21 protein-coding genes and 1 riboswitch are annotated in these 24,563 nt (G+C 42.4%); of the genes, 16 read left to right on the top strand and 5 right to left on the bottom strand.

The window, feature by feature from the left end; genetic code table 11:
• Nucleotides 1-71: 71 nt before the first annotated feature.
• Nucleotides 72-216: riboswitch (TPP riboswitch) on the bottom strand.
• A 293-nt stretch (nucleotides 217-509) separates the two neighbouring features.
• The 5 genes from pstS (at nucleotide 510) to phoU (ending at nucleotide 5,713) form a co-directional block, all read left to right on the top strand.
• Entirely contained in the window at nucleotides 510-1,676 is a 1,167-nt protein-coding gene (gene pstS, locus ACQKCP_RS08005; protein ID WP_057757805.1) for a phosphate ABC transporter substrate-binding protein PstS, read from the top strand.
• A gap of 209 nt (nucleotides 1,677-1,885) precedes the next feature.
• Nucleotides 1,886-2,839, top strand: coding sequence for a phosphate ABC transporter permease subunit PstC (gene pstC / locus ACQKCP_RS08000; RefSeq protein ID WP_427611932.1), 954 nt, complete (start codon nucleotides 1,886-1,888; stop codon nucleotides 2,837-2,839).
• Nucleotides 2,840-2,900: 61 nt separating this feature from the next.
• Complete coding sequence (gene pstA, locus ACQKCP_RS07995; protein ID WP_427611931.1) at nucleotides 2,901-3,806, top strand: phosphate ABC transporter permease PstA; 906 nt, start codon at nucleotides 2,901-2,903, stop codon at nucleotides 3,804-3,806.
• A 172-nt stretch (nucleotides 3,807-3,978) separates the two neighbouring features.
• The gene (gene pstB, locus ACQKCP_RS07990) at nucleotides 3,979-4,815 is read left to right on the top strand and encodes a phosphate ABC transporter ATP-binding protein PstB (RefSeq protein ID WP_101204716.1); all 837 of its coding nucleotides are present in this window, start codon (nucleotides 3,979-3,981) and stop codon (nucleotides 4,813-4,815) included.
• Nucleotides 4,816-4,930: 115 nt separating this feature from the next.
• Entirely contained in the window at nucleotides 4,931-5,713 is a 783-nt protein-coding gene (gene phoU, locus ACQKCP_RS07985) for a phosphate signaling complex protein PhoU (protein WP_427611930.1), read from the top strand.
• A 99-nt stretch (nucleotides 5,714-5,812) separates the two neighbouring features.
• On the opposite strand, the gene ACQKCP_RS07980 is transcribed toward phoU, so the two are convergent.
• The gene (locus ACQKCP_RS07980) at nucleotides 5,813-6,103 is read right to left on the bottom strand and encodes an oxidative damage protection protein (RefSeq protein WP_057757820.1); all 291 of its coding nucleotides are present in this window, start codon (nucleotides 6,101-6,103) and stop codon (nucleotides 5,813-5,815) included.
• Between the two features lie 316 nt (nucleotides 6,104-6,419).
• Entirely contained in the window at nucleotides 6,420-7,793 is a 1,374-nt protein-coding gene (argH, locus tag ACQKCP_RS07975; protein WP_427612038.1) for an argininosuccinate lyase, read from the bottom strand.
• Between the two features lie 332 nt (nucleotides 7,794-8,125).
• On the opposite strand from argH, the gene ACQKCP_RS07970 reads away from it, so the two are divergent.
• The 6 genes from ACQKCP_RS07970 to ACQKCP_RS07945 all read left to right on the top strand — a co-directional run bounded on the left by ACQKCP_RS07970 (nucleotide 8,126) and on the right by ACQKCP_RS07945 (nucleotide 14,139).
• Nucleotides 8,126-9,058 (top strand): histidine kinase, encoded by a 933-nt coding sequence (locus ACQKCP_RS07970; RefSeq protein WP_397476674.1) that lies wholly within the window; start codon nucleotides 8,126-8,128, stop codon nucleotides 9,056-9,058.
• Between the two features lie 329 nt (nucleotides 9,059-9,387).
• On the top strand, nucleotides 9,388-10,125 hold the full coding sequence (locus ACQKCP_RS07965) for a LytR/AlgR family response regulator transcription factor (protein ID WP_102078269.1): 738 nt from the start codon (nucleotides 9,388-9,390) through the stop codon (nucleotides 10,123-10,125).
• A gap of 228 nt (nucleotides 10,126-10,353) precedes the next feature.
• Nucleotides 10,354-11,388, top strand: coding sequence for a hydroxymethylbilane synthase (gene hemC / locus ACQKCP_RS07960; protein WP_427611929.1), 1,035 nt, complete (start codon nucleotides 10,354-10,356; stop codon nucleotides 11,386-11,388).
• Between the two features lie 182 nt (nucleotides 11,389-11,570).
• Nucleotides 11,571-12,500 carry a uroporphyrinogen-III synthase gene (locus tag ACQKCP_RS07955; RefSeq protein WP_427611928.1) on the top strand — a complete coding sequence of 310 codons (930 nt, stop codon included), beginning with the start codon at nucleotides 11,571-11,573 and terminating at the stop codon, nucleotides 12,498-12,500.
• 60 nt (nucleotides 12,501-12,560) lie between these two features.
• The gene (locus ACQKCP_RS07950; protein WP_427611927.1) at nucleotides 12,561-13,595 is read left to right on the top strand and encodes a hypothetical protein; all 1,035 of its coding nucleotides are present in this window, start codon (nucleotides 12,561-12,563) and stop codon (nucleotides 13,593-13,595) included.
• Nucleotides 13,596-13,647: 52 nt separating this feature from the next.
• Nucleotides 13,648-14,139: an acyl-CoA thioesterase gene (locus ACQKCP_RS07945; RefSeq protein ID WP_427611926.1), complete on the top strand. Its 492-nt coding sequence runs from the start codon at nucleotides 13,648-13,650 to the stop codon at nucleotides 14,137-14,139.
• Nucleotides 14,140-14,281: 142 nt separating this feature from the next.
• Here ACQKCP_RS07945 and ribBA read toward each other — a convergent pair whose 3' ends face one another.
• Both ribBA and ACQKCP_RS07935 read right to left on the bottom strand, forming a co-directional pair.
• A complete protein-coding gene (ribBA, locus tag ACQKCP_RS07940) occupies nucleotides 14,282-15,394 on the bottom strand; it encodes a bifunctional 3,4-dihydroxy-2-butanone-4-phosphate synthase/GTP cyclohydrolase II (protein ID WP_057757842.1) in 1,113 nt (370 codons plus the stop codon).
• 345 nt (nucleotides 15,395-15,739) lie between these two features.
• Entirely contained in the window at nucleotides 15,740-17,029 is a 1,290-nt protein-coding gene (locus tag ACQKCP_RS07935; protein ID WP_427611925.1) for a replication-associated recombination protein A, read from the bottom strand.
• A gap of 444 nt (nucleotides 17,030-17,473) precedes the next feature.
• Between ACQKCP_RS07935 and ACQKCP_RS07930 the strand changes: the two genes are divergently transcribed.
• Both ACQKCP_RS07930 and ACQKCP_RS07925 read left to right on the top strand, forming a co-directional pair.
• On the top strand, nucleotides 17,474-18,007 hold the full coding sequence (locus ACQKCP_RS07930) for a type IV secretion protein Rhs (RefSeq protein WP_427611924.1): 534 nt from the start codon (nucleotides 17,474-17,476) through the stop codon (nucleotides 18,005-18,007).
• A 219-nt stretch (nucleotides 18,008-18,226) separates the two neighbouring features.
• A complete protein-coding gene (locus tag ACQKCP_RS07925; protein ID WP_427611923.1) occupies nucleotides 18,227-19,159 on the top strand; it encodes a hypothetical protein in 933 nt (310 codons plus the stop codon).
• 128 nt (nucleotides 19,160-19,287) lie between these two features.
• On the opposite strand, the gene gltA is transcribed toward ACQKCP_RS07925, so the two are convergent.
• Nucleotides 19,288-20,568: a citrate synthase gene (gene gltA / locus ACQKCP_RS07920; protein ID WP_057757851.1), complete on the bottom strand. Its 1,281-nt coding sequence runs from the start codon at nucleotides 20,566-20,568 to the stop codon at nucleotides 19,288-19,290.
• A 1,017-nt stretch (nucleotides 20,569-21,585) separates the two neighbouring features.
• On the opposite strand from gltA, the gene sdhC reads away from it, so the two are divergent.
• The 3 genes from sdhC (at nucleotide 21,586) to sdhA (ending at nucleotide 24,560) form a co-directional block, all read left to right on the top strand.
• Nucleotides 21,586-21,972 (top strand): succinate dehydrogenase, cytochrome b556 subunit, encoded by a 387-nt coding sequence (gene sdhC / locus ACQKCP_RS07915; RefSeq protein ID WP_082624524.1) that lies wholly within the window; start codon nucleotides 21,586-21,588, stop codon nucleotides 21,970-21,972.
• Between the two features lie 2 nt (nucleotides 21,973-21,974).
• Nucleotides 21,975-22,379 carry a succinate dehydrogenase, hydrophobic membrane anchor protein gene (sdhD, locus tag ACQKCP_RS07910; RefSeq protein ID WP_057762261.1) on the top strand — a complete coding sequence of 135 codons (405 nt, stop codon included), beginning with the start codon at nucleotides 21,975-21,977 and terminating at the stop codon, nucleotides 22,377-22,379.
• Nucleotides 22,380-22,709: 330 nt separating this feature from the next.
• A complete protein-coding gene (sdhA, locus tag ACQKCP_RS07905) occupies nucleotides 22,710-24,560 on the top strand; it encodes a succinate dehydrogenase flavoprotein subunit (protein ID WP_201547479.1) in 1,851 nt (616 codons plus the stop codon).
• Nucleotides 24,561-24,563: the final 3 nt, after the last annotated feature.

Genomic DNA, 24,563 nt, shown 5'->3' with positions numbered 1-24,563 from the left:
GTTATGCATCACGCATATTAAGACAGTAGTGACGATAAAAATGTATTTCTACGCGCCCTTTGCCATAAATAACAAAGTGCTTAAGACTTCCCTGCGTCGGTACTAACCGCATCAGGTTCGGCGGGTGATCTCTCAGCGAATGTATTAAGGCGACTACTTTAATAAAGCAAGTTTAATAAAGTGAGCCAAAAATACACCGCACCCCGAGTCTGTCAGTGTTGTAAATCAGCCTTCATACTAACAAAATTCTGTACCAACGGCTAATGGTATTTGGATACAAATACTCTGTATCATACATACAGTTCCATATTTTCATGAATAATTTTTTTGAGTATTGATAGATGAGGATGCTTAGTATTATTAGGTTGTAGACAAATTATTCAAATATTATGTAAAGCGAATGAAGGATTCTAGAAGTTGTCATTAAACTGTCATAAAGATTTGGCAAGATAACACGCATATCACAAGCAATGCTTTTTTATACCGTTGTTAAACTTCAGGAGTCCTACATGCGTTATTCGTTATTAGCAGTGGCCGTCAGTTGTACATTAATGCTTACGGCGTGTAATAAGTCAACAGATACGGCGGAGCCAACTGCTGATACTAGCAGTAGCGCTGTGACAACAGCTGAAACAACCTCTCAGACAGCATCTTCTGCTACGTCAGATTTTAAATCTGCTGAAAATATCGCTATGAATATTACAGGTGCAGGTGCGTCGTTCCCGCAGCCTATCTATGCGAAATGGTCATATGACTATAATGCTGCGACCGGTGGCCAAGTCAACTATCAGTCGATTGGCTCATCTGGTGGTATCAAACAAATTCAGTCAAAAACAGTAGACTTTGGTGCTTCTGATGCACCGATGACGCCTGAAGAGTTAGACGAAGCAGGTTTGATTCAGTTCCCAACGGTCATCGGTGGTGTTGTACCAATCGTCAACATTGATGGCGTTGAGCCTGGTGCACTGAAGCTAGACGGCACAACGTTGGCTGATATCTATTTGGGTAAAATCAGTAACTGGAATGACCCTGCAATTAAGGCGATGAACCCAGATTTGACCTTGCCAGATGCCCCAATCACAACAGTATTCCGCTCAGATGGTTCAGGTACGACTTTCAACTTTACTGACTATCTTGCCAAGGTTTCACCAGACTGGAAAGACACCGTTGGTGTTGATAAAACCGTCAAATGGCCGACCTCTGCTACTGGTGCAGGCGGTAAAGGTAACGAAGGCGTATCAAGCTATGTAAACCGCATGAAAAACTCTATCGGCTATGTTGAGTATGCTTACGCTAAGCAAAATAAGATGTCACATACTGCACTGAAAAACGCAGCTGGTAACATCGTACAGCCATCTGCTGAGACGTTTGCTGCGGCAGGTGATATCGATTGGTCACAACAAGAAGGCTTTTATAAAGTCATCACTAACTCTGAAACCGACCAAGCATGGCCTATCGCTGCTGCGACCTTTATCTTGGTACATAAGCAACCAGAAAATCCTCAGCAAGTCGCTGGCGTGTTGAACTTCTTTGACTGGGCTTATACCCAAGGTGATGACAGCGCCATGGAACTAGACTACGTACCATTCTCTGACACGGCAGTGGCCTTGTTCAAAGAGAAGTGGAACGAAGTAAAAGGTAGCGATGGACAGCCTGTCTACAAGCCAGCTCAGTAATTTGTTTCTGCTAAATACTATTTAGCATCCTACAAGTTATCCTCTCGAATAACTATTCTCCGGTAGTTGTTTGAGAGGTTTTAACACAGCAAATTTGATGAATACATCTCGATAGATATGTTTACTCATCCCATTTAAGTTTGTTGTGTTAAAACCTAAGATACATCTTTTTAATATTTCGATTCATCCCATTCAATGCTGAGACACTTATGACAGACTTAAGGTCCCAACTGGCTAAACAAAAACGTTACGACGCTTTATTTGTGAACTCTACTAAAGCGTTTGCCATACTCGTCCTCCTATCTTTAGGGGGCATTTTGGTGTCTCTAATCGTTGGAGCGTGGCCGAGTATTCAAGAGTTTGGTTTGGGATTTTATACCAGCAATAACTGGGATACAGTCGCCAATGAATACGGGGCATTAGCGCCTATTTACGGTACCTTAGTCACCTCATTTATCGCTATTATTATCGCGGTTCCAGTCAGTTTCGGTATTGCGATATTTTTAACCGAGATGTGCCCTAAGTTCCTCAAAAAACCACTTGGTATCGCCATTGAGTTGTTGGCTGGTATCCCATCTATCATTTATGGTATGTGGGGATTGTTCGTATTTGCGCCATTTTTTGGTGATCACATTCAGCCATGGTTTATTGAGCACGTCGGCCCTTTGCCTATTGTCGGTAAACTGTTTGCAGGTGCGCCTATGGGACTGGGTATGTTTACCGCATCCCTAGTACTTGCCATTATGATCATACCGTTCATCGCTGCCACCATGCGTGATGTTTTCTCTGTCGTACCAGACTTACTGAAAGAGTCAGCATATGGCATGGGTGCGACGACTTGGGAAGTCATGTTCAAGATTATCTTGCCTTATACCAAAGCTGGTGTCGTTGGTGGTGTAATTTTGGGTCTTGGTCGAGCATTGGGTGAGACGATGGCAGTTACTTTCTTGATTGGTAATGCGTTTAATATCAGTCCAAGCCTATTCACGTCTGGTGTGACGATTACCTCGGCCTTGGCCAATGAGTTTGCTGAAGCGTCTAGTGAGCTACATCTTGCGTCTCTACTACATCTAGGCTTAATCTTATTTGTCATCACCTTCATTGTGCTGTCTTTAGCAAAACTGATGCTCATGCGCATGGATCACAAAGCAGGTAACCGATAAGTCTGTTACCGATTTATTGAACCTTGATAGATATTGATAAAAGATATGGGAAATAAATATTATGCCTGCTAACAATACGATCAATGCACCACTACCTACTAAGCCAAACGGCGCTACCCGTTACAATCAAAGCCTTTATAACAAGCGTCGTTTGACCAACAAGTTAGGTCTAGGCTTTGCCATGTCAGCGATGGTTTTTGGCCTGTTTTGGTTGTCATGGATTTTGGTGACTTTGTTTGTTGAAGGCTTCCAAGGCATGGTACAGCTGCCAATCTTTACCGCTGATACGCCGCCACCAATGAGTGCAGGCGGTTTGCGCAATGCTATTGTTGGTTCGGTCATGTTGGCGTTTTCAGGATTGTTCATTGGTGCACCTATTGGTCTTATGACAGGTATTTACTTATCGGAGTTTTCTAAAGGCAGTATGCTAGGCAAGATCACTCGCTTTTTAAATGATATTCTATTGTCAGCGCCATCGATTGTCATCGGTCTATTTATCTATGCACTGATGGTAAAAGGTCAAAGTTTCTCTGGTTGGGCAGGCGCGTTGGCATTGGCATTGATTGTCATTCCAGTGGTCGTACGTACGACAGAAAACATGCTGAACCTGGTACCGAATAGTCTACGCGAAGCAGCCTATGCGCTAGGGACTCCTAAATGGAAATTGGTCACTCAGGTCACGGTAAAAGCTGCGCGCGCGGGACTGACCACAGGTGTGCTATTGGCTTTTGCTCGAATCACTGGTGAGACAGCGCCATTACTATTTACTGCACTTAACAATCAATACTTCAGTACAGATATGGGTCAGCCTATTGCTAACTTACCCAATACCATTTACCAGTTTGCGATGAGTCCTTATGACAACTGGCATACGTTGGCTTGGGCGGCAGCACTACTTATCACCGCATCTGTTCTAGTGTTGAATATATTAGCAAGATTTATCGGTGGTAGAGGTCAGCCTAGATAAGGGCTGAGAGCAGACCAGACCGTAGTACGCTACACGCTAAGCATTTACTTAAACTTATATGAAATTAATTGAGCTAGGTTGAAATATTATGAATGATGTCCTAAGCAACGTCCGTACGAACACGACTGCTGACAACTTTAATACGGCAACAGGTAGCCTATTAAATAGACCCATGTCTACTAGCGCCCAAGCTCAGCAACCAAACACTGCTGATTTTAATAAGCAAACGATTCAAGATATTCCTAAGAACATGCCTGCTGCAAAAATGGAAGTTCGAGATCTAAACTTCTATTACGATGATTTTCAGGCATTAAAAAACATCAATATCGATATCGCGGATAAAAAAGTGACCGCTTTTATTGGTCCTTCAGGTTGTGGCAAATCTACGCTACTACGTACCTTTAACCGCATGTACGATCTATATCCAGGTATGCGCGCAGAGGGCAATATCAATCTAGATGGCAAAAACATCTTGGGTAAAGACATCGATGTGAACCTATTACGCGCACAAGTTGGTATGGTTTTTCAGAAGCCAACGCCGTTCCCGATGTCAATCTATGACAATGTCGCCTTTGGCGTACGACTATATGAAAAATTAAGCAAAGACGAGCTAGATCATCGCGTCGAGTGGGCACTGAAAAAATCAGCGCTGTGGCCAGAAGTGAAAGACAAGCTAAAAGCATCAGGATTGTCGTTATCAGGTGGTCAGCAGCAGCGTCTGTGTATCGCACGTAGTGTCGCGACCAAACCTGAAGTGCTGTTGCTTGATGAACCGACATCAGCGTTGGATCCTATTTCGACGGGTGCTATCGAAGATTTGATTGAAGATCTGAAAAACGACTATACCATCGCTATCGTCACTCATAATATGCAGCAGGCGGCACGCGTATCTGACTATACGGTCTATATGTATTTGGGCGATATGATTGAGATGGGTGAGACCGATCAGATATTCACCAAACCTACCCAAACCGCGACAGAAGACTATATTACAGGTCGTTATGGCTAACATTGATTGAGATTGAAATCGGTACAAGCAGACAAAGCTGATTAGCCATAAGCCGACTTTCTAACTTTACAAGCACACTGCGCTATTAAAATATAGATTCTAGGGAATACCTCTCATGCAAAGTGATAAGCATATCTCCAAAAGTTTTGACCAAGATCTTGATGAAGCCATCCGCTTGTTTTTATATATGGGTGACAGTGCTGCGAACCAAGTAGCAAAAGCCATTCACGCGCTCATCGATAAAGATGAGTCACTGGCGCAAGAAGTCATCGATATGGACTTCGACATCAATCGAATGGAAGTAGAGCTTGATGAGCATATCTTGTTGTTAGTGGCAAAACGCCAGCCTGCAGCCGGAGATTTACGTTTGGTCATGTCAATCAGTAAAGGTGTGGTTGATTTGGAACGTATCGGCGATGAAGCGGTAAAAATTGCGCGAATGGCCAGTAAAATTGCGGCAGAAGGCAAATCAGCATACGGCTATGCTGAAGTTCAGCATCTGAGCAATCAAGTTCGTCTGATGCTAAACAACTCGCTAGAAGCTTTTAGTCAATCAAATGCGGAGCAAGCGTTTGAAGTGATGCGTAATGATAGTGTGGTCAATACCGAATATCAGTCAGCCATACGTGCTTTGATGACCTATATTATGGAAGACTCACGCCATGTATCAAAAGTCATTAATATTATGTGGATATTACGATCGCTTGAGCGTATCGGTGACCATGCACAAAATGTCGCAGAACTAGTCATTAACTATATCAGTGGGCAAGACGTGCGTCATTCAGACTATGCCATGGTCGAAAAAGCGGTGCAAGAAGCCAATGATCGCTTAGCTGCTCGTCAAGTCAGTACATTGTCAGCCAATGAGCTTGAAACGTCAGATAGTGATGAAGGCTGATAAGAAAGACTGTGATTTTCACCTTACAATAAAAAACGCGCTATAGTAAGCGCGTTTTTTTATAACTACTAAATGTAGCTAGTAGAAGGTAGTTAAATTCTAGCTTTCTGGTGTCCAGCCTTGTGCGCGCTCATAGTCTTCATTGTCTAAGAACTTATCACGTTGCTCTGTTAAAAACTTTTTAGCAGCAGGATCCATCATACTTAGATGGTTTTCATTAATGAGCATAGTTTGATGCTCAAGCCATTCTTTCCACGCCTTTTCAGATACGGTCTCTTGCAGCTCTTGACCTTTTTTATTAGGGAAGGGTGGATGCGGCATCTTCGGTAAATCTTGCTTATATTTACGGCAAAAAACAGTATTTGCTTGAGGGTTAAAAGTCTCAGTCATAAGGCATTCCTTATTTATTATATTAAGTGATTAAATCAAATATCATATGAGTCTATGATAACGGTCTTGGGAGATTTAGCAAAGGGTACTAATGTATATCGTCAAGCCTCTATCCATTTGTTATAAAGTCTCTGGTAGTTGATGTATAACAAATATTGTCTACGTTTAATTTTTTTATTTAAGTTCTTAAAACTAGCGATATTTTGAAAATGACATTGGCTAAACCGGTAAAGGTCATAGGACAAATAAAAACACCCGCGTAGATAGCGGGTGTTAAATTTATATTAGCAGGTTAGCTTTTATTCAAAAGTACTGATTAGGCAAAGGCTTTTAAGCGAGCACGGCCATTGACCACTGCTTGCTTGACTTGGTTTGGCGCAGTGCCACCCAAATGGTCACGAGCTGCTAATGAGCCTTCTAGCGTTAGATAATCGAAGACATCCTCACCGATAGCATCGCTAAATTGCTGTAGCTGTGCTAATGACAAGTCACTTAGATCAACTCCCTCTTTGATGCCTAAAGCAACAGCGTTACCAACCACTTCATGCGCGTCACGGAATGCCACGCCTTGACGTACTAAGTAATCTGCCAAGTCAGTGGCAGTTGCATAACCTTTCATCGTAGCAGCACGCATGGCATCGACGTTTGGCGTAATGTTGGGTAGCATATCAGCAAATGCTAATAGCGAACCTGTCAACGTATCAACGCAATCAAACAAAGGCTCTTTGTCTTCTTGGTTGTCTTTGTTGTAGGCGAGTGGCTGGCTTTTCATTAGGCTCAGCAAAGTCATCAACTGACCAAAGACACGCGCCGCTTTACCGCGTACCAACTCAGGTACGTCAGGGTTCTTCTTTTGCGGCATGATCGATGAGCCAGTACAGAAGCGATCTGGTATTTGCACAAAATTAAACTGCGCTGACATCCAAAGAATAATCTCTTCACTCATACGCGACATATGCATCATCAGGATAGATGCTGCTGAAGTAAACTCAATCGCAAAGTCACGGTCTGAAACGGCATCGAGTGAGTTTTGGCAAATACCTTCAAAACCTAGCAATTCAGCAGTGATGGTACGATCGATTGGGAAAGTCGTACCAGCAAGCGCTGCGCTACCAAGTGGCATCTGATTGATACGGCGACGTGCATCGACAAGACGCTCAGTATCGCGATATAACATCTCAAACCATGCCATCACGTGATGCCCAAAGCTAACAGGCTGTGCCGTTTGCAAATGAGTAAAGCCTGGCATGATAGTATCAGTATGTTGCTCAGCCAAATCAAGCAAGCCGCTTTGCAAGCGTACTAATAACTCAATAATATTATCAGTCTCTTCGCGCAACCATAGGCGAATGTCTGTGGCTACCTGATCGTTACGACTACGTCCAGTATGTAGCTTTTTACCAACGGCACCTATGATGTCAGTCAAACGTGACTCGACATTCATGTGCACGTCTTCCAGAGCGATCGACCAGTTAAACTCTCCCGCTTCAATCTCACGCAATACTTGCTGCAGGCCATCGATAATGGTGGCAACTTCATCAGCAGTTAAAATATTACATTCTTTTAGCATCGTTGCATGAGCAATCGAGCCTTGAATATCGTGACGAGCAAAGCGCTGGTCGAAGCCAACAGAGGCAGTAAAGGCGGCAACGAAGCTATCTGTCGCTTCACTAAATCGTCCGCCCCACATTTGTTGGCCTTGACTACTAGTAGGCGCAGTCTGCGTTGTGGTACTTGTTGTAGGAGCATCTGTGCTAAAATCAGAGTCAGATGAACTTTTACTTGATTCAGGATTACTAGGTTTTGAAGAATTGGCGTTCATATCGGTACAAGACAAGTCAAGAGAATAAGAACTCGAGTATAGCAAATGATGAGGTTGCCTTACTAGCTACACGCTTAGAGTTTTTTATTCCTAAACTCATGGAAATCATGAGGCCTTGGCAGTGGCTGACATATATCTTTTTTTGGTCCTTGTTCCTAACGGTAATGGAGCGCCATAGCTTAGCCACTTGGTCAGATTTCATGATTCAGTTTCTACGTAGTTTCATTCAAAACGCTCTAACAGTTATTCCCTCACTGTATTTAGTTGACTACCTACGCCCTGCATTTAAAAATGCCAGTATTCTTAGCGTAAGTATGCGGATTGTACTGTTACTGATGTTTGCTGCTGCAGTTTCGATGGCGTTAGTAACGTTGTCTATGATTAATTTCGGTTGGCTAGCATATGATAGTCGCACGTTTGTAGTAAATATCGTGCTTAATACAGTGTTGTCTGGCGGTTTTACGACTGTATTTTTATTATATTTTTTGCGCAGCTACCGTGAGCTTAATGCACTTAAGCTATCCTTTGAATATAAATTGACTGCGCAAAATGATCTAATAAAAGCCCGTACGGCCCCGCACTTTTTCTTTAATACTATCAATACACTTGTATCTCTGATTGAATCGAACCCGCCTAAAGCCGCTGACTTATTACAGCATGTCTCTGCACTATTCCGTGCTAGTTTTAGTGGTACACGTGAGATTAGCTTTGAAGAAGAGGTTGATCTTTGTGAGCATTATTTGGCAATCGAATCTAGTCGTTTAGCAGACAAGCTCGAAGTCAATTGGAAGTTACCTGAAGAAGATATCATGTATGACATGGTTATCACTGCGCTGACGCTACAGAGCGTGCTAGAGAAAATACTCCTCAATGTGGTAGAGATGACCACAGAAACTATCTGCATTAATATCGAAGTCACGTGGGAACAACACCAAGTCAAAATCATGATTGATGTTGCGCTTCCCAAAAAGACACTAATTATCAACCATGACTTGCGCCAACATATGAATTTCTATATTCAAGCTGATCGTTTGCGCGCCCATTTTGGACAAAGTGCTGATATCCAGAGCTCAGTAGCCAGTACGCAGATTATCACCATCATCGACTATCCTCTACAAGACGTCGGTTTATAACCTACTGTTCTTTATTAGCTTTCTTCATTTTTTCAACTCTTAAAAGCATATGTGGCATACTTATTGCAGCACCATGTATAGACGTCATGATTTATGTTTGATAAATAATGATTACGAATGAGTAATATCATAACTACCGTGAAACACAATTACACCATATAAAATCTACCTATAGCAGGAGTATATTGTCCGTTATAAAAACTGGTAGTTTTCGTCAGAATTTTATTAAATAATTTAGATTATATATTCTAAGTGATTGATAATGAGTGCTAATATAGCCGTAATACTATTGAAAAAAATATTAAGTATGTCCTTGGATGGGAGTTTGCATGCGTATCGTAGTTTGTGATGATGAGCCCCTAGCGCGTGAGCGCTTGGTGAGAATTGTACAGGAGTCAGGCCATGAGGTAGTTGCTCAGGCCACAACAGGTGCAGAAGCCATCGTCGCTGTAAAAACCCAGCAGCCAGATATTATATTATTAGATATTCGAATGCCTGAAATGGATGGAGTGCGCTGCGCTCAAGAACTTGCCAAACTTGAGCATCCACCAGCGATTATATTTGTGACGGCATACGACCATTATGCAATCGCAGCGTTAAAAGCCAATGCAATTGGCTATTTGTTGAAACCTGCGAACAAAGATGAGCTACTAGAGGCATTAAACAAAGCAAAGAACCTAAATGCCGCTCAACTAAACGAAATTCGCAAGCTTGAAGATCCGACAGCACGTCCAATACGTGAACATATCGCTGCTCGTACACATCGCGGTGTTGAACTGATTAAGCTAAAAGATATCTACTATTTTGCAGCAGATCAAAAATACGTCAAAGTACGTCACAAAGATGGCATGGTATTGATTGATGAAACGCTAAAAGAGTTAGAGCAAGAGTTTGATGATCGTCTGTTCCGAGTACATCGCAATGCCATCATCAACCTTAGTTATTTGGACTTTTTAGAAACTTTGGATGCAGGCCAGTATCAGATACGATTTAAAGGTATTGATGAGACGCTAGCGGTCAGTCGTCGTCACTTACCTGCCTTACGTGATAAAATCCAAAGCATGTAATAGGCTGTCCTGATAGCGACCAATCATTCCATATCATCAAACCCTTATTTATGCTTAAATAGGGGTATTTTTTTGCGTCAGCATCTACTATTAATCATTTGAGTCGCCTATGCTTTGGCAAACTTGCCCTATCGAGTAATATCGATATTACTCAGTATAAATATGAACAGTACTGACATTGGGACTATAGCCACTATAGTATTAGTATCGAACTTATTGAGGCCCTTTATGAGCAATCCGCAGCAACCTGTTTTGACTACTCTAAATATCGCTACACGTCAAAGTCCGCTAGCCTTATGGCAGGCTGAGCATATTCGTGATCGTTTATTAGCGCTGTATCCTAATCTGACGATTAATTTACTAAAAATTGTCACTAAGGGTGACAAGATTTTGGACACACCTTTGGCCAAAATCGGTGGTAAAGGGTTGTTTGTAAAAGAGCTTGAGCAAGCGCTGTATGAAAAGCAAGCCGATATTGCAGTGCACTCGCTAAAAGATGTACCCATGCAGCTTCCTGAAGGCCTCACATTAGGTGTCTATTGCAAACGTGCTTCACCAACGGATGCTTTTGTCTCAAACACTTATAATAGTATTGATGAGCTACCGCAAGGTGCAGTCGTTGGAACATCAAGTTTACGTCGTCAATGCCAGATCAAAGCCTATCGTCCTGACCTGCAAATCAAAACCTTGCGCGGCAATGTTGGCACTCGTTTGGGCAAGCTAGATGCTGGTGAATACGATGCCATTATTCTGGCAACGAGCGGCTTGCAACGTATTGAGCTGGACGAGAGAATACGCGGTGAGCTTGACATTGCAGCTTGCTTGCCTGCAGTTGGGCAAGGTGCTTTAGCGATAGAATGCCGTGAAGGCGATGAAGAAGTCCTCAAATTACTTGCACCACTCAATGATAATAAAGCCCGTATTCGACTTATCGCTGAGCGTGCTCTGAACCGTCATCTAGAGGGCGGTTGCCAAGTACCGATTGCCGCTTATGCAGTTTTGCAGACAGCTGAAGAAACCAGTGTTAATAATGATAACAATGGTGATAATGGTAATAACGATAGCGGTAATGTATTGTGGTTACGCGGTCGAGTGGGTCAGGCTGATGGTAGCGAATTGTTGAAGGCGGACAAACGAGCTACGTTGGTTGGGACACAAGCTGAGCAAGAAGCCCAAGCCAACCAATTGGGCATCGATGTCGCAGAAATGCTACTTGCCGATGGTGCAGGCGCTATTTTGTCAGCGATCTATCAGCCTGAGTAGGACAAGTACAGTCGCTATAGGTTTGATTAACCGTAAGATAGGCTGATCTAAGCATCAGCCATTTTTGTAGGCTTGCACTTTTTTCATTCTTCTTTTGTCATGGTATATCGATGTCATCAATGCCAACTCAATCTACATACACAGCTTCTCATAGGAATTGTTCTAATGAGAAGTCAAAAGTAATGCCGCAAGTTGTCATCAATACTCGCCCAGTAGAGCGAGCAGCACCGTTGACGCAGCATTTGCAAGCGGCAGGATTGGTAGTGGTTGAAATGCCAATGTTGACGCTACGACCACGTCCAACAACTGATCTAGATATTGCATTAATGCATCAGTGGTTGGCGGGGGAATACAAAGCGCTTGTTATCGTTAGCCCAACTGCTGCCGCTTCAGGGCTAGCAGTTTGGCAGTCACTTGAACATGAAAAGCGTAAATACAAAACGAAAGATAGTAATGGCAAGTATGTGCAGAGATTACCAGAAGGTTTGTCACTACCTAGTCCTCTAATTGCGGTTGGTAAAGCAACGGCGGCAGAGTTCAGTCAGGTGCGTATAGACACAACAGACTATCAAATACTTCAGCCTGAGACTGCCAATAACGAAGGCATGCTAGCAATGCCTGAAATCGATAGCTTACAAGCAGGCGATAAATTGCTGATATGGCGCGGACTTGGTGGACGACGATTATTGGTTGATACATTGCAGGCGCGCGGTATACATATTGATAGTATTGCTTGGTACGAGCGTACAATGCCTATCGATGCAATGGCTGAGTACCAGCAGTGGCAACAAGCATTTCTTACTCATAGTACTGCATCAGATATTGCCCTACCAAAGCAGCCAAAGCCAATTGTCGTCATCAGCAGTGCGGCAGCTTTTGAGCATTGGTCAAATATCGTCAATGACGACCAATCAAAGACGTTAGACAAAAAGCAAAATACGGATGCAGTGGCTGATATAGCACAGCGACTTTCGCTTACGCTAAAAGACTTTTCTTACGTTGTATTGGGTGATCGTCTTGCCAATATGGTTGCAGCACAGCAGTTGAGCTACTGGCGAGTAGAGGATTTGTCGCCAGATACGATTTTCTCAGCCATTCATTCTAAAATATAATACCTAAAACTTCTTATTTGCTTTAAACATGTTTATCTATACCAATAACGGTACTGCCTTATGTCAATGAATTCTGAGTCCTTATCTAAGGATCCTTCTACTGTTCAGCAGCGCCGGCAAGCAAATATTTTGCTGCTACGGATGCAATGGCTGGTTATCTTATTACTGATCGCTGCATTATTGTGGTTATATATTAGTCAGCAGCGCTTTCAGCATAGTGTCAACGATCGTTTGCAGAGCAATGAGCAAGTAATCAGTCGACTAAACGAAATGGACGATCGTCTATTTGCTATGAGTCAGCAGACGCTGCCAGAACCTAGAGTTAAGGCCAGTAGCCAAGCGCAGAATCAGTTGGACCTGTTGCGTATCCAAATCAAAGCTGCTGATAGACTGTTGGCGGATAGTAATGACAGTGCCGCGATTGAGTTATTGCGAGGTCTACATTGGCAGTTGTCGCAAAGCAGTAATGAGATTGCGCCTGCGTTAACCATCGTTATTAAGCAAAGTTTGCTCAAAGATATTGAGCGTCTGCAGGCACAAAGCTCGCAGCCAAGCCCGTGGCAAATACAAAATCTTGCGATTCAAAATATTCAGGAATTTTTGCACAGTCATGAGCGTCTTGGCAGCTATGAAGGTACGGATTTACAGCGTCGAGAGCTGGTAGATGCAGCTATTGAAAATAAACAGCAGCCTAAAGCAACCAATGCTACTGATACCTCAGCGACTAGTGGTACAAACTTAACGCGTCGTCAGCTCACTATCCATGAAGTCATCATGACGTTGAATTTAGCAAGCCAAGCCAGCAATATGCGTAAGCAAGATCAACTTGTCAGCTATTTGGCGCAAGCACGCAAACAGTTAAAAACGTTGGTGCCTAAAGCTTCAACTAGCGACAATAAAAAGTCAGCACAAGCTGGTGCGATTGGCATTGTACAAGCCGATAAAAAACCAATCGATGGTCAAAGTAATCTTGAGACAATGAAAGCGCCGAGTGACATACCAGAAGTAATTGTATGGCTAAATCAATTGATTGCTCATGCACCAAAACCAACGCCATTATTGACGACAGAAATTTTAGACAAGCCGCAACGCTAACGAAAGCTAGTCACAATAGTCAATACAGAAAATATAAAACGTAAGGTAAGCAATGACCCATTCTAATGAAAGCTCAACATCTATATCTGATACAGCAAACGAACACCGCCCGGAATTATTAGCTCATTATCCTGTTATTCATCATCAGCCGATACAGTGGGGTGAGATGGATGCCTTCAATCATCTGAACAATGTGGTTTACTATCGTTATGCTGAGTCAGCACGCATTAGTTATTTGCATGCGCTAGGTATGTTTGATGGCAGTATGGTCACTGTTTTAGCCCAGTCTAGCTGCCAGTATTTACGCCCGGTTACCTATCCTGATACGTTATTATTAGGAGTTCGTTGTAAGCGTTTGGGCAATACAAGTATGGCGATGGAATATAGTTACTATAGTATCGCACAAGAGATTATAGTTGCTACAGCAGAGGCTGTGGTAGTGCGTCTGGATAGTGATGGAAAAAGTAAATTGCCATGGACAGCAGCAGAGCGTCAACAGCTGCTAATACTGGAAGCCAAGTTTGGTCATACGCCTGAGCTTTAGGTTGGTTTCTATGTGAGTCGATTGTTCATTTTTTCAAAAAAATTATCATAAATTAAAAGCTAAAAACAAAAAAAGGCACGCTAACAGGATGTTAGCGTGCCTTTTTTATCACTCATTCTGCAACTATTTTCTTAAACAGTCGTTAGTCTTGCTGCGGTGCATGAACAAAATCAACCACGTTTAGATCAAAACCTGACAATGCAAAAAACTTCATTGGTGATGATAATAAGCGCATATCACGGACACCTAAATGACGTAATATCTGTGCACCAACACCGATGCTACGATATGGCTGTTGCGTGATGGTTGATTGCGACTCGTTGTCCGCGGCTTTATCCAACGCATCTCCCAAATCAACTGGCTGATTGCTACCAATCCATACCAGCACACCACGATCTGAAGCACTGATTTCTTCTAGTGCTGACTGTACGCTCCAGCCACTACGGCCAGTCATATCGTTTTTAGCTGCAAACAAATCGCGTAATGGGTGAAAACCGTGTACACGTACAGTGCTGACACCTTCGCTGACATCACCTTTTACCAAGGCTAAATGTGTTTCTTCAGCCCCAAACTCACGGAAGCGATGTAGCGTAAAAGTACCATGTTCAGTTTCAAACGGATGTGACTCAATTTCCTCTACCGTCTGCTCATTAGCGATACGGTAGTTGATAAGGTCAGCAATCGTGCCTATCTTGATGTCATGCTCTTTTGCAAATATTTCAAGGTCGTCACGGCGCGCCATCGTACCATCTGCATTGATAATCTCTACAATCACCGCTGCAGGCTCTAGACCCGCTAAACGCGCTAAATCACAACCTGCTTCTGTATGGCCTGCACGGTGAAGAACACCGCCGTTTTGTGCCATAATTGGAAAAATATGTCCAGGCTGAACGATGTCTTCAGGCTTTGCTGATGAAGATACCGCTGCCTGGATAGTACGTGCACGATCACCAGCAGAAATACCCGTGGTGACGCCTTCAGCAGCTTCAATCGAGACAGTAAAATTGGTGCTAAACTTCGCCTCGTTACGATCTGACATCAGTGGCAGTGCCAATTGCTGGCAACGCGCTTGTGATAAGGTCAAACAAACTAGACCACGCGCGTGAGTAATCATAAAGTTAATATCTTCAGGGCGGACATGCGTCGCTGCCATGATGATATCACCTTCGTTTTCGCGGTCTTCATCATCCATCAAGATGACCATTTTTCCAGCACGAATGTCTTCGATAATCTCAGGGATTGCATTTAAACTCATAGTAAATCTCAATATTTTATTATTTATAAATAGGTGTCATTTAGAATATAAGGCTCTATCTGCTTATTGTAGCAGTAGATAATACAAAGCGCTGTTACGGTCAAGCAAAGCGCTACTACGGTCAAGTAAATCGCGCTATAAGCAATATCATTTGATATAAAAGTGACTCGTTTAATTGCTTGTATATATCATTATGAGGTTATTTTAACGCTTTTCAGCGTCACGTGCTGCGCCATCTTCCCACTATATCGTTCAGTATGTCAAAAATAGTCATAAATATTATCAATGAACATTAAAACTGACCCATAAATCTGTACGTTATATTTTTATTAATCTATATCGTAGTTAGTCATTACTCGCTGCTTGGCTTTTTAGCCAGTCCATAAACTGCTTACTGTGCTGCTCACGCTGATTATCTGCAAACTCGTAAAAACTGGTACCAACCAAATTATCTGGTAAGTAGCTTTGTGGATAGTAATGGTTAGGATAATCATGCGGATAAGCATAACCTTGACCGTAGCCTTGACTACGCATCAATTTGGTCACGCCATTGCGCAAGTGTAGCGGTACAGGGGAGGCATCTTTTTCAGCCAACGCCATCGCAGCATTGATCGCTTTATAAGTGCTATTGCTTTTGGCACTGGTCGCTAGATACACCACAACTTGACCTAAAATAATACGCGCTTCTGGCATACCAATAGATTGCACACTACGCAATGCTGCATCAGCTAGGAGTAAGGCATTAGGATTGGCATTACCGATATCTTCACTGGCCAAAATCACCAAGCGCCGCGCAATAAAATCAGCAGGTTCGCCGCCTACGAGCATACGTGCCATCCAATATAATGCCGCATCTGGATCTGAGCCACGAACTGACTTTATCATTGCTGAGATAATATCGTAATGCTGCTCACCATCTTTGTCATATCTTACCAAAGCAGTCTGTGCCACTCGGCTGACCAATTCATCATCGATAATCACTGGCGACTGCTTGGCATCAGCAGTCTGAATGGCTAACTCTAATAAATTTAGCGCCTTTCGAGCATCACCATGGGCCAGCTGGCTAATGGTATCTTTTGCTTGTAAATCGACGGTCAACCTTTTGAGTATATTGTCTTCTGAGAGGGCTCGTTGCAGCACGGTACTTATCTGCTCAGGCGTTAACGGCTCTAAACGATATACTTGGCAACGTGATAGTAGAGCGTTGTTGACACTAAATGATGGGTTTTCAGTGGTAGCACCAATCAAAGTAATGTCACCAGACTCTACCGCACCCAATAGAGCATCTTGCTGTGCTTTATTAAAGCGATGAATCTCATCAATGAAGACCACAGGTGACTCAAATGCCAATGAATCTTTATTATCTAAGACTTCACGTAACTGTTTGACTCCAGTATTTAACGCGGAGAGCGCATGAAAAGGTCGATTAACGGCATCAGCTAACAACATCGCAATGGTCGTTTTGCCAATACCTGCTTCACCGTGCAGAATAATAGATGGCAGATGCCCTTGCTCTACTAAACGTCGTAACGGTGCACCAGCTGCCAGCAAATGCTCTTGACCAATAATATCAGTAAGAGAAGTAGGGCGCATACGCTGAGCAAGTGGGGTATCGGCATGGAAGTTAGGTGGCATAAGACTCTCCATCGAAAAATGAAAAAACTATTTACTAGCTGCAAAAGTAGTAACAGCAAGGCATCTATAGCTAAACCCAAATAACAGCATACTAGGCTACCTTTATTATTCTTATTGGGTTTTGGCACTCATATACGTTTGGCATGATTTTCGCAGCAATTTTATAATAGTAATGAGTATTAGACATCAGCAGTAGAAGTAGGCTAGTTTATAAGGATAGTACTTGTTACAAGTCATACGCGCTAGGTTAACGCAAAAATATGTTAATGAAAGCTAACTAAGCGTATAGCTTGTGTCCTGAGCACTTTAGTTTTCATCATTAACCTATATTAATGGCTCTACTATTAACAGTTCTACCGTATTGATGGGAAAAGTTAGCTAATTGTGACTGTTAACTATTAAACACTAAAAATGGCTTATCAAATATAAGGTATTGCATTAACGATGTCTGAACCGACTCTCAAACGCTTATTCAATCGCTACTTGCGTAGTGATACAGGCAAGCAGCAGTCACGTTATCTGACAGCTGGCGAGATAACGTTGGCGTATTCAGTATTTGGTGACAGCATCAAACTTGATGAAGTGCAGTTAAAGACAGCGTGGTGGGTACTAAAACATTATGCCGTTAGCCCCAATGGCAATATTTACTTTAATTCAGTCGATTGGATTACGGATTTTAGTAAAGCTCCATTGAACAAACAAAGCTGGCTCATACACGAGCTAACGCACGTATGGCAGTTACAGCAAGGCTTAAAAGTGGTACGCGGAGCGATTATCAACCGAAAATACGACTACGTGTTAGAAACAGGTAAATCATTTTTTAAGTATGGTATTGAGCAGCAGGCACGCATGGTTCAAGACTATTTTGTACGTCGTCAGCGTGGTCAGAACTGCCAAGAGTGGGAAGCTTGTATTCCATTTTTGACGGTGCAGCCTATTGTTAAGGCAGAAAATACCGATGATCCATCAGCCATATAATTTTTAAAAGTAACAGTAAGCTTGGTTATGATAAGTCATAACCGAACTATAGAACGATTGAGCTATACATTAACTGAAACACAGGTCAGTTGGATAAATACTGGATAACTATATTGGACGATTTAACAGTCAGTTGTGTCGCTAAAAATCAAAGAATAATGAACCGCAGTTGTAATTTACCCTTTAATAATTTTGCTTTACCAAAGGATATGCACTCTCATGTTTAAATTTTTGTCAGTAAAGCCTAATGTTGATACCCGCTACCAACCGACTTTGCTTGTAGCCGCACTGTCAGGAGTATTGTTTTTGACAGGCTGTCAGCAGTCTGACACATCACCTGTAGCTGATGACAGTCAAACCAGTGAAAAAACAAGCGTAGAAGACAGTCAGCCTATGCCAAAAAGTGACTCAGCTGCTGCGCGCATAAAACAATTTCAGCCGATATATGTCGCACAGGCGCAGAGTTTACAGAGACGATTGCAAGCAGAATATGAGTCATTGCAAGCGGCAGATGCGTCAGACAGTGAGGAGCTTTTATTACTGAATACTAGTAATAGTGAAAATACAGATAGTAATAACGAAATAGCGACCGATAATACCGCTCCTAACGCAAATACTACCGCTACCAGTCCTGAAGAAGTGGTGTCATCGCATAACGATATCGCCCCGATAGACAGCAATCCAAATGTAGATGCAGAGGTTGACGTCAATACTAGCACTGAAGTTGGTGAGCGCGATTTAACGGTTTTAAAACGTATCAGTCTTGAGCCGCGTAAACCTGTTATGTTGACTGAGGACCAAATTATAGAACGCTATCAGCAAACCATGGATGCCTTATATCAACCGGTGACAACACCGCTGAGCGCAGAGGATTCTGATACATTAATCAATGTGGCGACGTTGGTTCCGCAGTTATTTGAGCATGCAGAGATTGCTGGTAGAGTAAGTGCAAAAAGTCCGGCACTTGCCCGTTTAATTATTCAGCATCAGGTATGGGAACAAATAGAAGCTCAACAAGTGGTTGATATGCAGCAAATGAAGCAGAAGCAACAACAAGAGTTTGAAGCTTTGATGGCTAAGTTTAATGAAACCATCGAAGGATACGATGAGCAGATTGCCAAATATGAGCAAACGTTAAAAGAGTTTCAGTAACTGACTATACTTTTATCAACTTGGTTAGTCATTTCTCATAAAACAATCAATATCAAATAACGAGAATTAAGATAATAAAAAATCCCGCACGATGGCGGGATTTTTTATTGGATAAATATTATTTTTGCTTACTTGCGATCTTCAACTTTTACAAAATCACGGCGCGTTTCACCAGTGTATAACTGACGTGGACGACCGATTTTGAACGGTGCACTGTGCATTTCTAACCAATGGCTGATCCAACCTGAAGTACGAGCCAATGCAAAGATTACGGTAAACATTGACGTTGGGATACCGATAGCTTTCAAGATGATACCAGAGTAGAAATCAACGTTTGGATATAAGTTACGCTCGATGAAGAACGGATCTTCTAACGCAATTTTCTCTAGTGCCATCGCCAATTCAAGCTTAGGATCGTTGATACCTAGTGCTTCTAGTACTTCATCACAAGTCTCTTTCATTACTTGAGCGCGTGGATCGAAGTTTTTGTAAACACGGTGACCAAAGCCCATTAGCTTCACTTCACGGCTCTTCACTTTTTCCATGAACTCAGGCACGTTCTCAACAGTACCGATTTCGTCTAACATCTCAAGAACAGCTTCGTTCGCGCCGCCATGTGATGGTCCCCATAGGGCTGCGATACCAGCAGCGATACACGCATAAGGGTTTGCGCCAGTAGAACCAGCTAAACGTACTGTTGACGTAGAAGCGTTTTGCTCATGGTCAGCGTGCAAGGTAAAGATTTTGTCCATTGCGCGAGTGATAACGTCGTTTTTCTCATAGTCTACATCAGCAGGTGTTGCAAACATCATGTATAAGAAGTTTTCTGCGTAGTTAAAGTCGTTACGCGGATACATGAACGGTTCGCCTTGTGAGTATTTATAACTCATCGCAGCAAGCGTAGGCATCTTAGCAATCAAACGAATAGCTGTGATTTCGCGATGTTCCTCATTGCTTACGTCTAGGTCTTCATGATAGAACGCTGATAAGGCACCAACGACACCAACCATGATAGCCATTGGATGCGCGTCACGGCGAAAGCCTTCAAAGAACTTACGCAATTGATCGTGAACAGGAGTATGCTCGCGGATTTTTTCAAAAAATTCTGCTTTTTGCTCAGCAGTAGGTAGATCACCATGTAAAAGTGCATAAGCAACTTCTAGGTACTCAGCATTGTTCGCTAGCTCGTCGATAGGGTAGCCGCGGTGTAATAACTCGCCTTTGCCACCATCAATATAAGTAATCTTTGATTCAACAGGAGCAGTTACTTTAAAACCAGGGTCATAAGACCAAAATCCTGATTCTTGTAAAGCAGCAATATCGATAACTGGGCGCCCTAAAGTACCTTTAATAATAGGAAGTTCGTATTCTTCACCATTCACGGTTAGTTTGGCATTAGTATCAGCCATAAATTGCTCTCCATTGGTTTGACTTGTTAGAATAAATTACTACAGACGCATACCCTCGCGTCATTGTCGGTTGAACGGTAAAAGTGCATTCAACTCATTTAGTACGCAGGGTATATTAGCAGCAATTCTTGATGATTTGAAAAAACTTTTATGGACCATGTGTCCAATTGGCGCGGTGTGGCGGTGGTTATTCGCTGTAATTTTTGTATCAAAATATGTCTGTCAGGTTATTTTGCTTAAGATTCCTCTATTTTTGAGCAAGTTTATAGCAGCATTATCGAGCCAATATTTTGGGTTTTCAAATATATTTTAGAGACAAAACTCATAAATAATGACACCAAAAACTGGCAGACTATGCCTAGTAAGCGGATTAAAGTTTGTCATAATAATCACTGTTAAAACTAGCATTATCCTTATGCATTCATTTATTGATTGAATATGTATATATTCTTACTGAATGGATAAATTTGTAATTATTGCTCAGGCATTTTATAATTGTAGGAATTAACTGGCACTAGCTTTGCGCGAATTAATAAATGACCATGTTATAGTGTCGTTCAGAGCGTCTTCTATTCATGCTTATTTACGATTGTCTGGTGTTACGATAGACCAAACCGCATTCTATGGTTTGAATTTTCTTCTTAACCAATCTTTTTTATTTGTTTGGCACAAAATTTCAAGTGCCTAATATAAGGTCTGCTCTGATATAGAAGACATAGTAACGTTGTCTTACTATTGATACGACCTCTAAAATAGACTGGTTAGTCGATGTTACTCATGTTTATTTTCTTTGTTGTATAATAGATAGGTTGTTTGATAGGCCTGTCGATTCGACAAGCGACATTGAACAGTCTATCGATACCTTTATATACAGGATCCTTTCTTCATATTTAGCGCAAACTAAACGAAGTCAGCTAGCTCTTCCTTACTTTATTCGTCTCGTGTGTTGCTCAATGCTCAATTGGCACTATTTATGTCAGGCGTTGATAGCAGATACAGGAGTATAACCGCAAAAGGATGCCCGCTGTGAAAAGCAACCGACCTATTGATCTGCCTTTAAGCCAAGTGATTAGCGTTAATCGCTCACCGATCGCGATCGCCTCTATCTTGCATCGTATCTCTGGCATTATTTTATTTTTATTGATTCCTGTCATGTTATGGATACTACAGAACTCATTGGCATCGCCTGAGAGTTTTGCGACCGTATTTGACAATGTACTTGTGCGCTTTTTGGCATGGATATTTGTTGCCGCCATTGCATATCATTTTGTAATGGGTATCAAACATTTATTTGCTGATATGGGCATGAACGAAGAGCTAAAATCTGGCCGCACTGCCTCTATGGTCAGTTTTGTGATTGCAGCGATTTTAGTTGTCGCGTCATTTGTATGGGTGATGTTCTAATGATAAAAAATGATTCAGGAATCAAAAGTGCTACTGGTCTGACAGGTTCAGGCTCACGTGATTGGATTATTCAGCGTATTAGTGCTGTTGTTTTAGCCGTTTATAGTGTGGTATTGCTGGGCTTCTTTTTGACCCATGGCGATGTCACTTTCGTTGAATGGTCATCATTTATGACCAGCCTACCGATGCGTCTATTCAGCTTGGTTGCAGTACTTGCACTAGCTGGTCATGCTTGGGTTGGGATGTGGACAGTATTTACTGACTATATTACAACAGGCAAACTGGGCTCAAGCGCAGCAGGTTTACGTTTAGTACTACAGTCATTGATGATTATCGCTATTTTAGTATTTCTATTTTGGGGCATCATGATTTTTTGGGGTAACGGTTTCGGTATCGCTGCCGTTTAACCATCTCATAAAAAGCTCTGATATCTATATATAACGACGGATGCATTCAACTGCTACATTAGTTGGCAAAGTATTTTAGAGTCATCCGTTGATAGCCAAGAATAGTCATAGCATTGGACTGGCATTACTGATCAGCTAATCTGATTATAGTTGAGTAGGCTTAGTTCAGTATAACGATAGATATGCAAATTAAGTGGTTAACGACTATTAAGACTCTTTATTTTATAAGCGTAGAGATGGCCAAATAGTAAGCCTTTATAGCTGTAATAGAGATGTCTCAAAAAGTCTTTGATTTACTTTTACGCATTAACAGGCATTAGGAAAACCGTAATGGCAACTAGACAAGACAATACCATTAGTAATATCAAGACCCTAAACTACGATGCAGTTATCGTCGGTGGCGGCGGCTCAGGTATGCGTGCTTCATTGCATTTAGCGGAAGCGGGCATGAAGGTTGCAGTTCTTACCAAAGTATTCCCAACGCGTTCGCACACGGTTGCCGCTCAGGGTGGTATCGGTGCAAGTTTGGGTAACATGAGCAATGACAACTGGCACTTTCACTTTTATGATACCGTTAAAGGATCAGATTGGTTAGGTGACCAAGACGCTATCGAATATATGTGCCGTGAAGCGCCAAAAGTAGTCTATGAGCTTGAGCACATGGGCATGCCGTTTGACCGTAATGAAGACGGTACGATTTATCAGCGTCCGTTCGGTGGTCACACTTCTAACTATGGCGAAAAAGCGGTACAACGTGCTTGTGCCGCTGCTGACCGTACAGGTCATGCACTACTACATACGCTATATCAGAAAAACCTAGAGCAAGGTACTGAGTTCTTTATCGAGTGGATCGCGCTTGATTTGATCAAAGACGAAGCTGGTAACATCAACGGTGTCGTCGCGCTTGAGCAAGAGACGGGTACGATTGCAGTATTCCAATCACCAATTACTGTCCTAGCGACAGGTGGTGCTGGTCGTATCTTCGCAGCTTCTACCAATGCTTATATCAATACTGGTGACGGTATTGGCATGGCAGTACGTGCTGGTATTCCATTACAAGACATGGAGTTCTGGCAGTTCCACCCAACTGGTGTTCATGGTGCAGGTGTACTATTGACTGAAGGTTGCCGTGGTGAAGGTGCTATCTTGCGTAACAAGGATGGCGAAGCGTTCATGGAGCGTTATGCACCAACCGTGAAAGACTTGGCACCACGTGATCTCGTATCGCGTTCAATGGACCAAGAAATCAAAGAAGGCCGTGGTTGTGGTCCTAATGCTGATCATATCGTAATGGATATGACGCATCTAGGTGTTGAAACCATCATGAAGCGTCTACCATCAGTATTTGAGATTGGTAAAAACTTCGCTAACGTTGACATCACTAAAGAGCCAATTCCAGTAATCCCAACCATTCACTACATGATGGGCGGTATTCCAACCACTATTCATGGTCAAGTGATTGTACCGGATCTAGATGCAGGTACTGATGAAGACGGCTTATATGCTAAAGGCAACGTCGTTAAAGGTCTTTATGCAATCGGTGAGTGTGCTTGTGTAAGTGTACATGGTGCTAACCGTCTAGGTACGAACTCTCTACTAGATCTATTGGTATTTGGCCGTGCAGCTGGTAAGCATATCGTTGATGAGTTCCATCATGCAGACCATAACTATAAGCCACTTGATCCACGTGTACTTGACTTTACAGTGAAGCGTTTAGACAAATTGCAACAGTCTACTGAAGGCTACAACGCGCAAGACGTGGCTGATGAGATTCGTGCTACGATGCAAAAACACGCTAGTGTATTCCGTACGCAAGCGATGATGGACGAAGGCGTTGAGAAGATTTTAGCGCTAGGTGAAAAAATCGACAAGATTCATCTTGGCGATAAATCACAAGTGTTCAACACAGCACGTATTGAAGCATTCGAAGTTGCTAACTTGTATGAAGTAGCAAAAGCGACAATGATATCTGCAGCGAAGCGCCATGAAAGCCGCGGCGCACACAGTGTATCTGACTATGATCGTCCAGAAGATGATGATTACGCACCTAACGGCCGTAATGACCACGATTGGATGAAGCATACTTTATGGTACTCTGAAGGCAATCGCATCATTTATAAGCCAGTACGTAAAGTGCCATTAACCGTTGATTATATCGAACCAAAAGTCCGCGTCTACTAATTC

It is taken from the genome of Psychrobacter sp. NPDC078631 (genome assembly GCF_050268165.1).
GTDB lineage: Bacteria > Pseudomonadota > Gammaproteobacteria > Pseudomonadales > Moraxellaceae > Psychrobacter.
The sequence above is the reverse complement of the archived record's forward strand: the minus strand, read 5'-3'. Positions and strand labels throughout refer to the sequence as shown.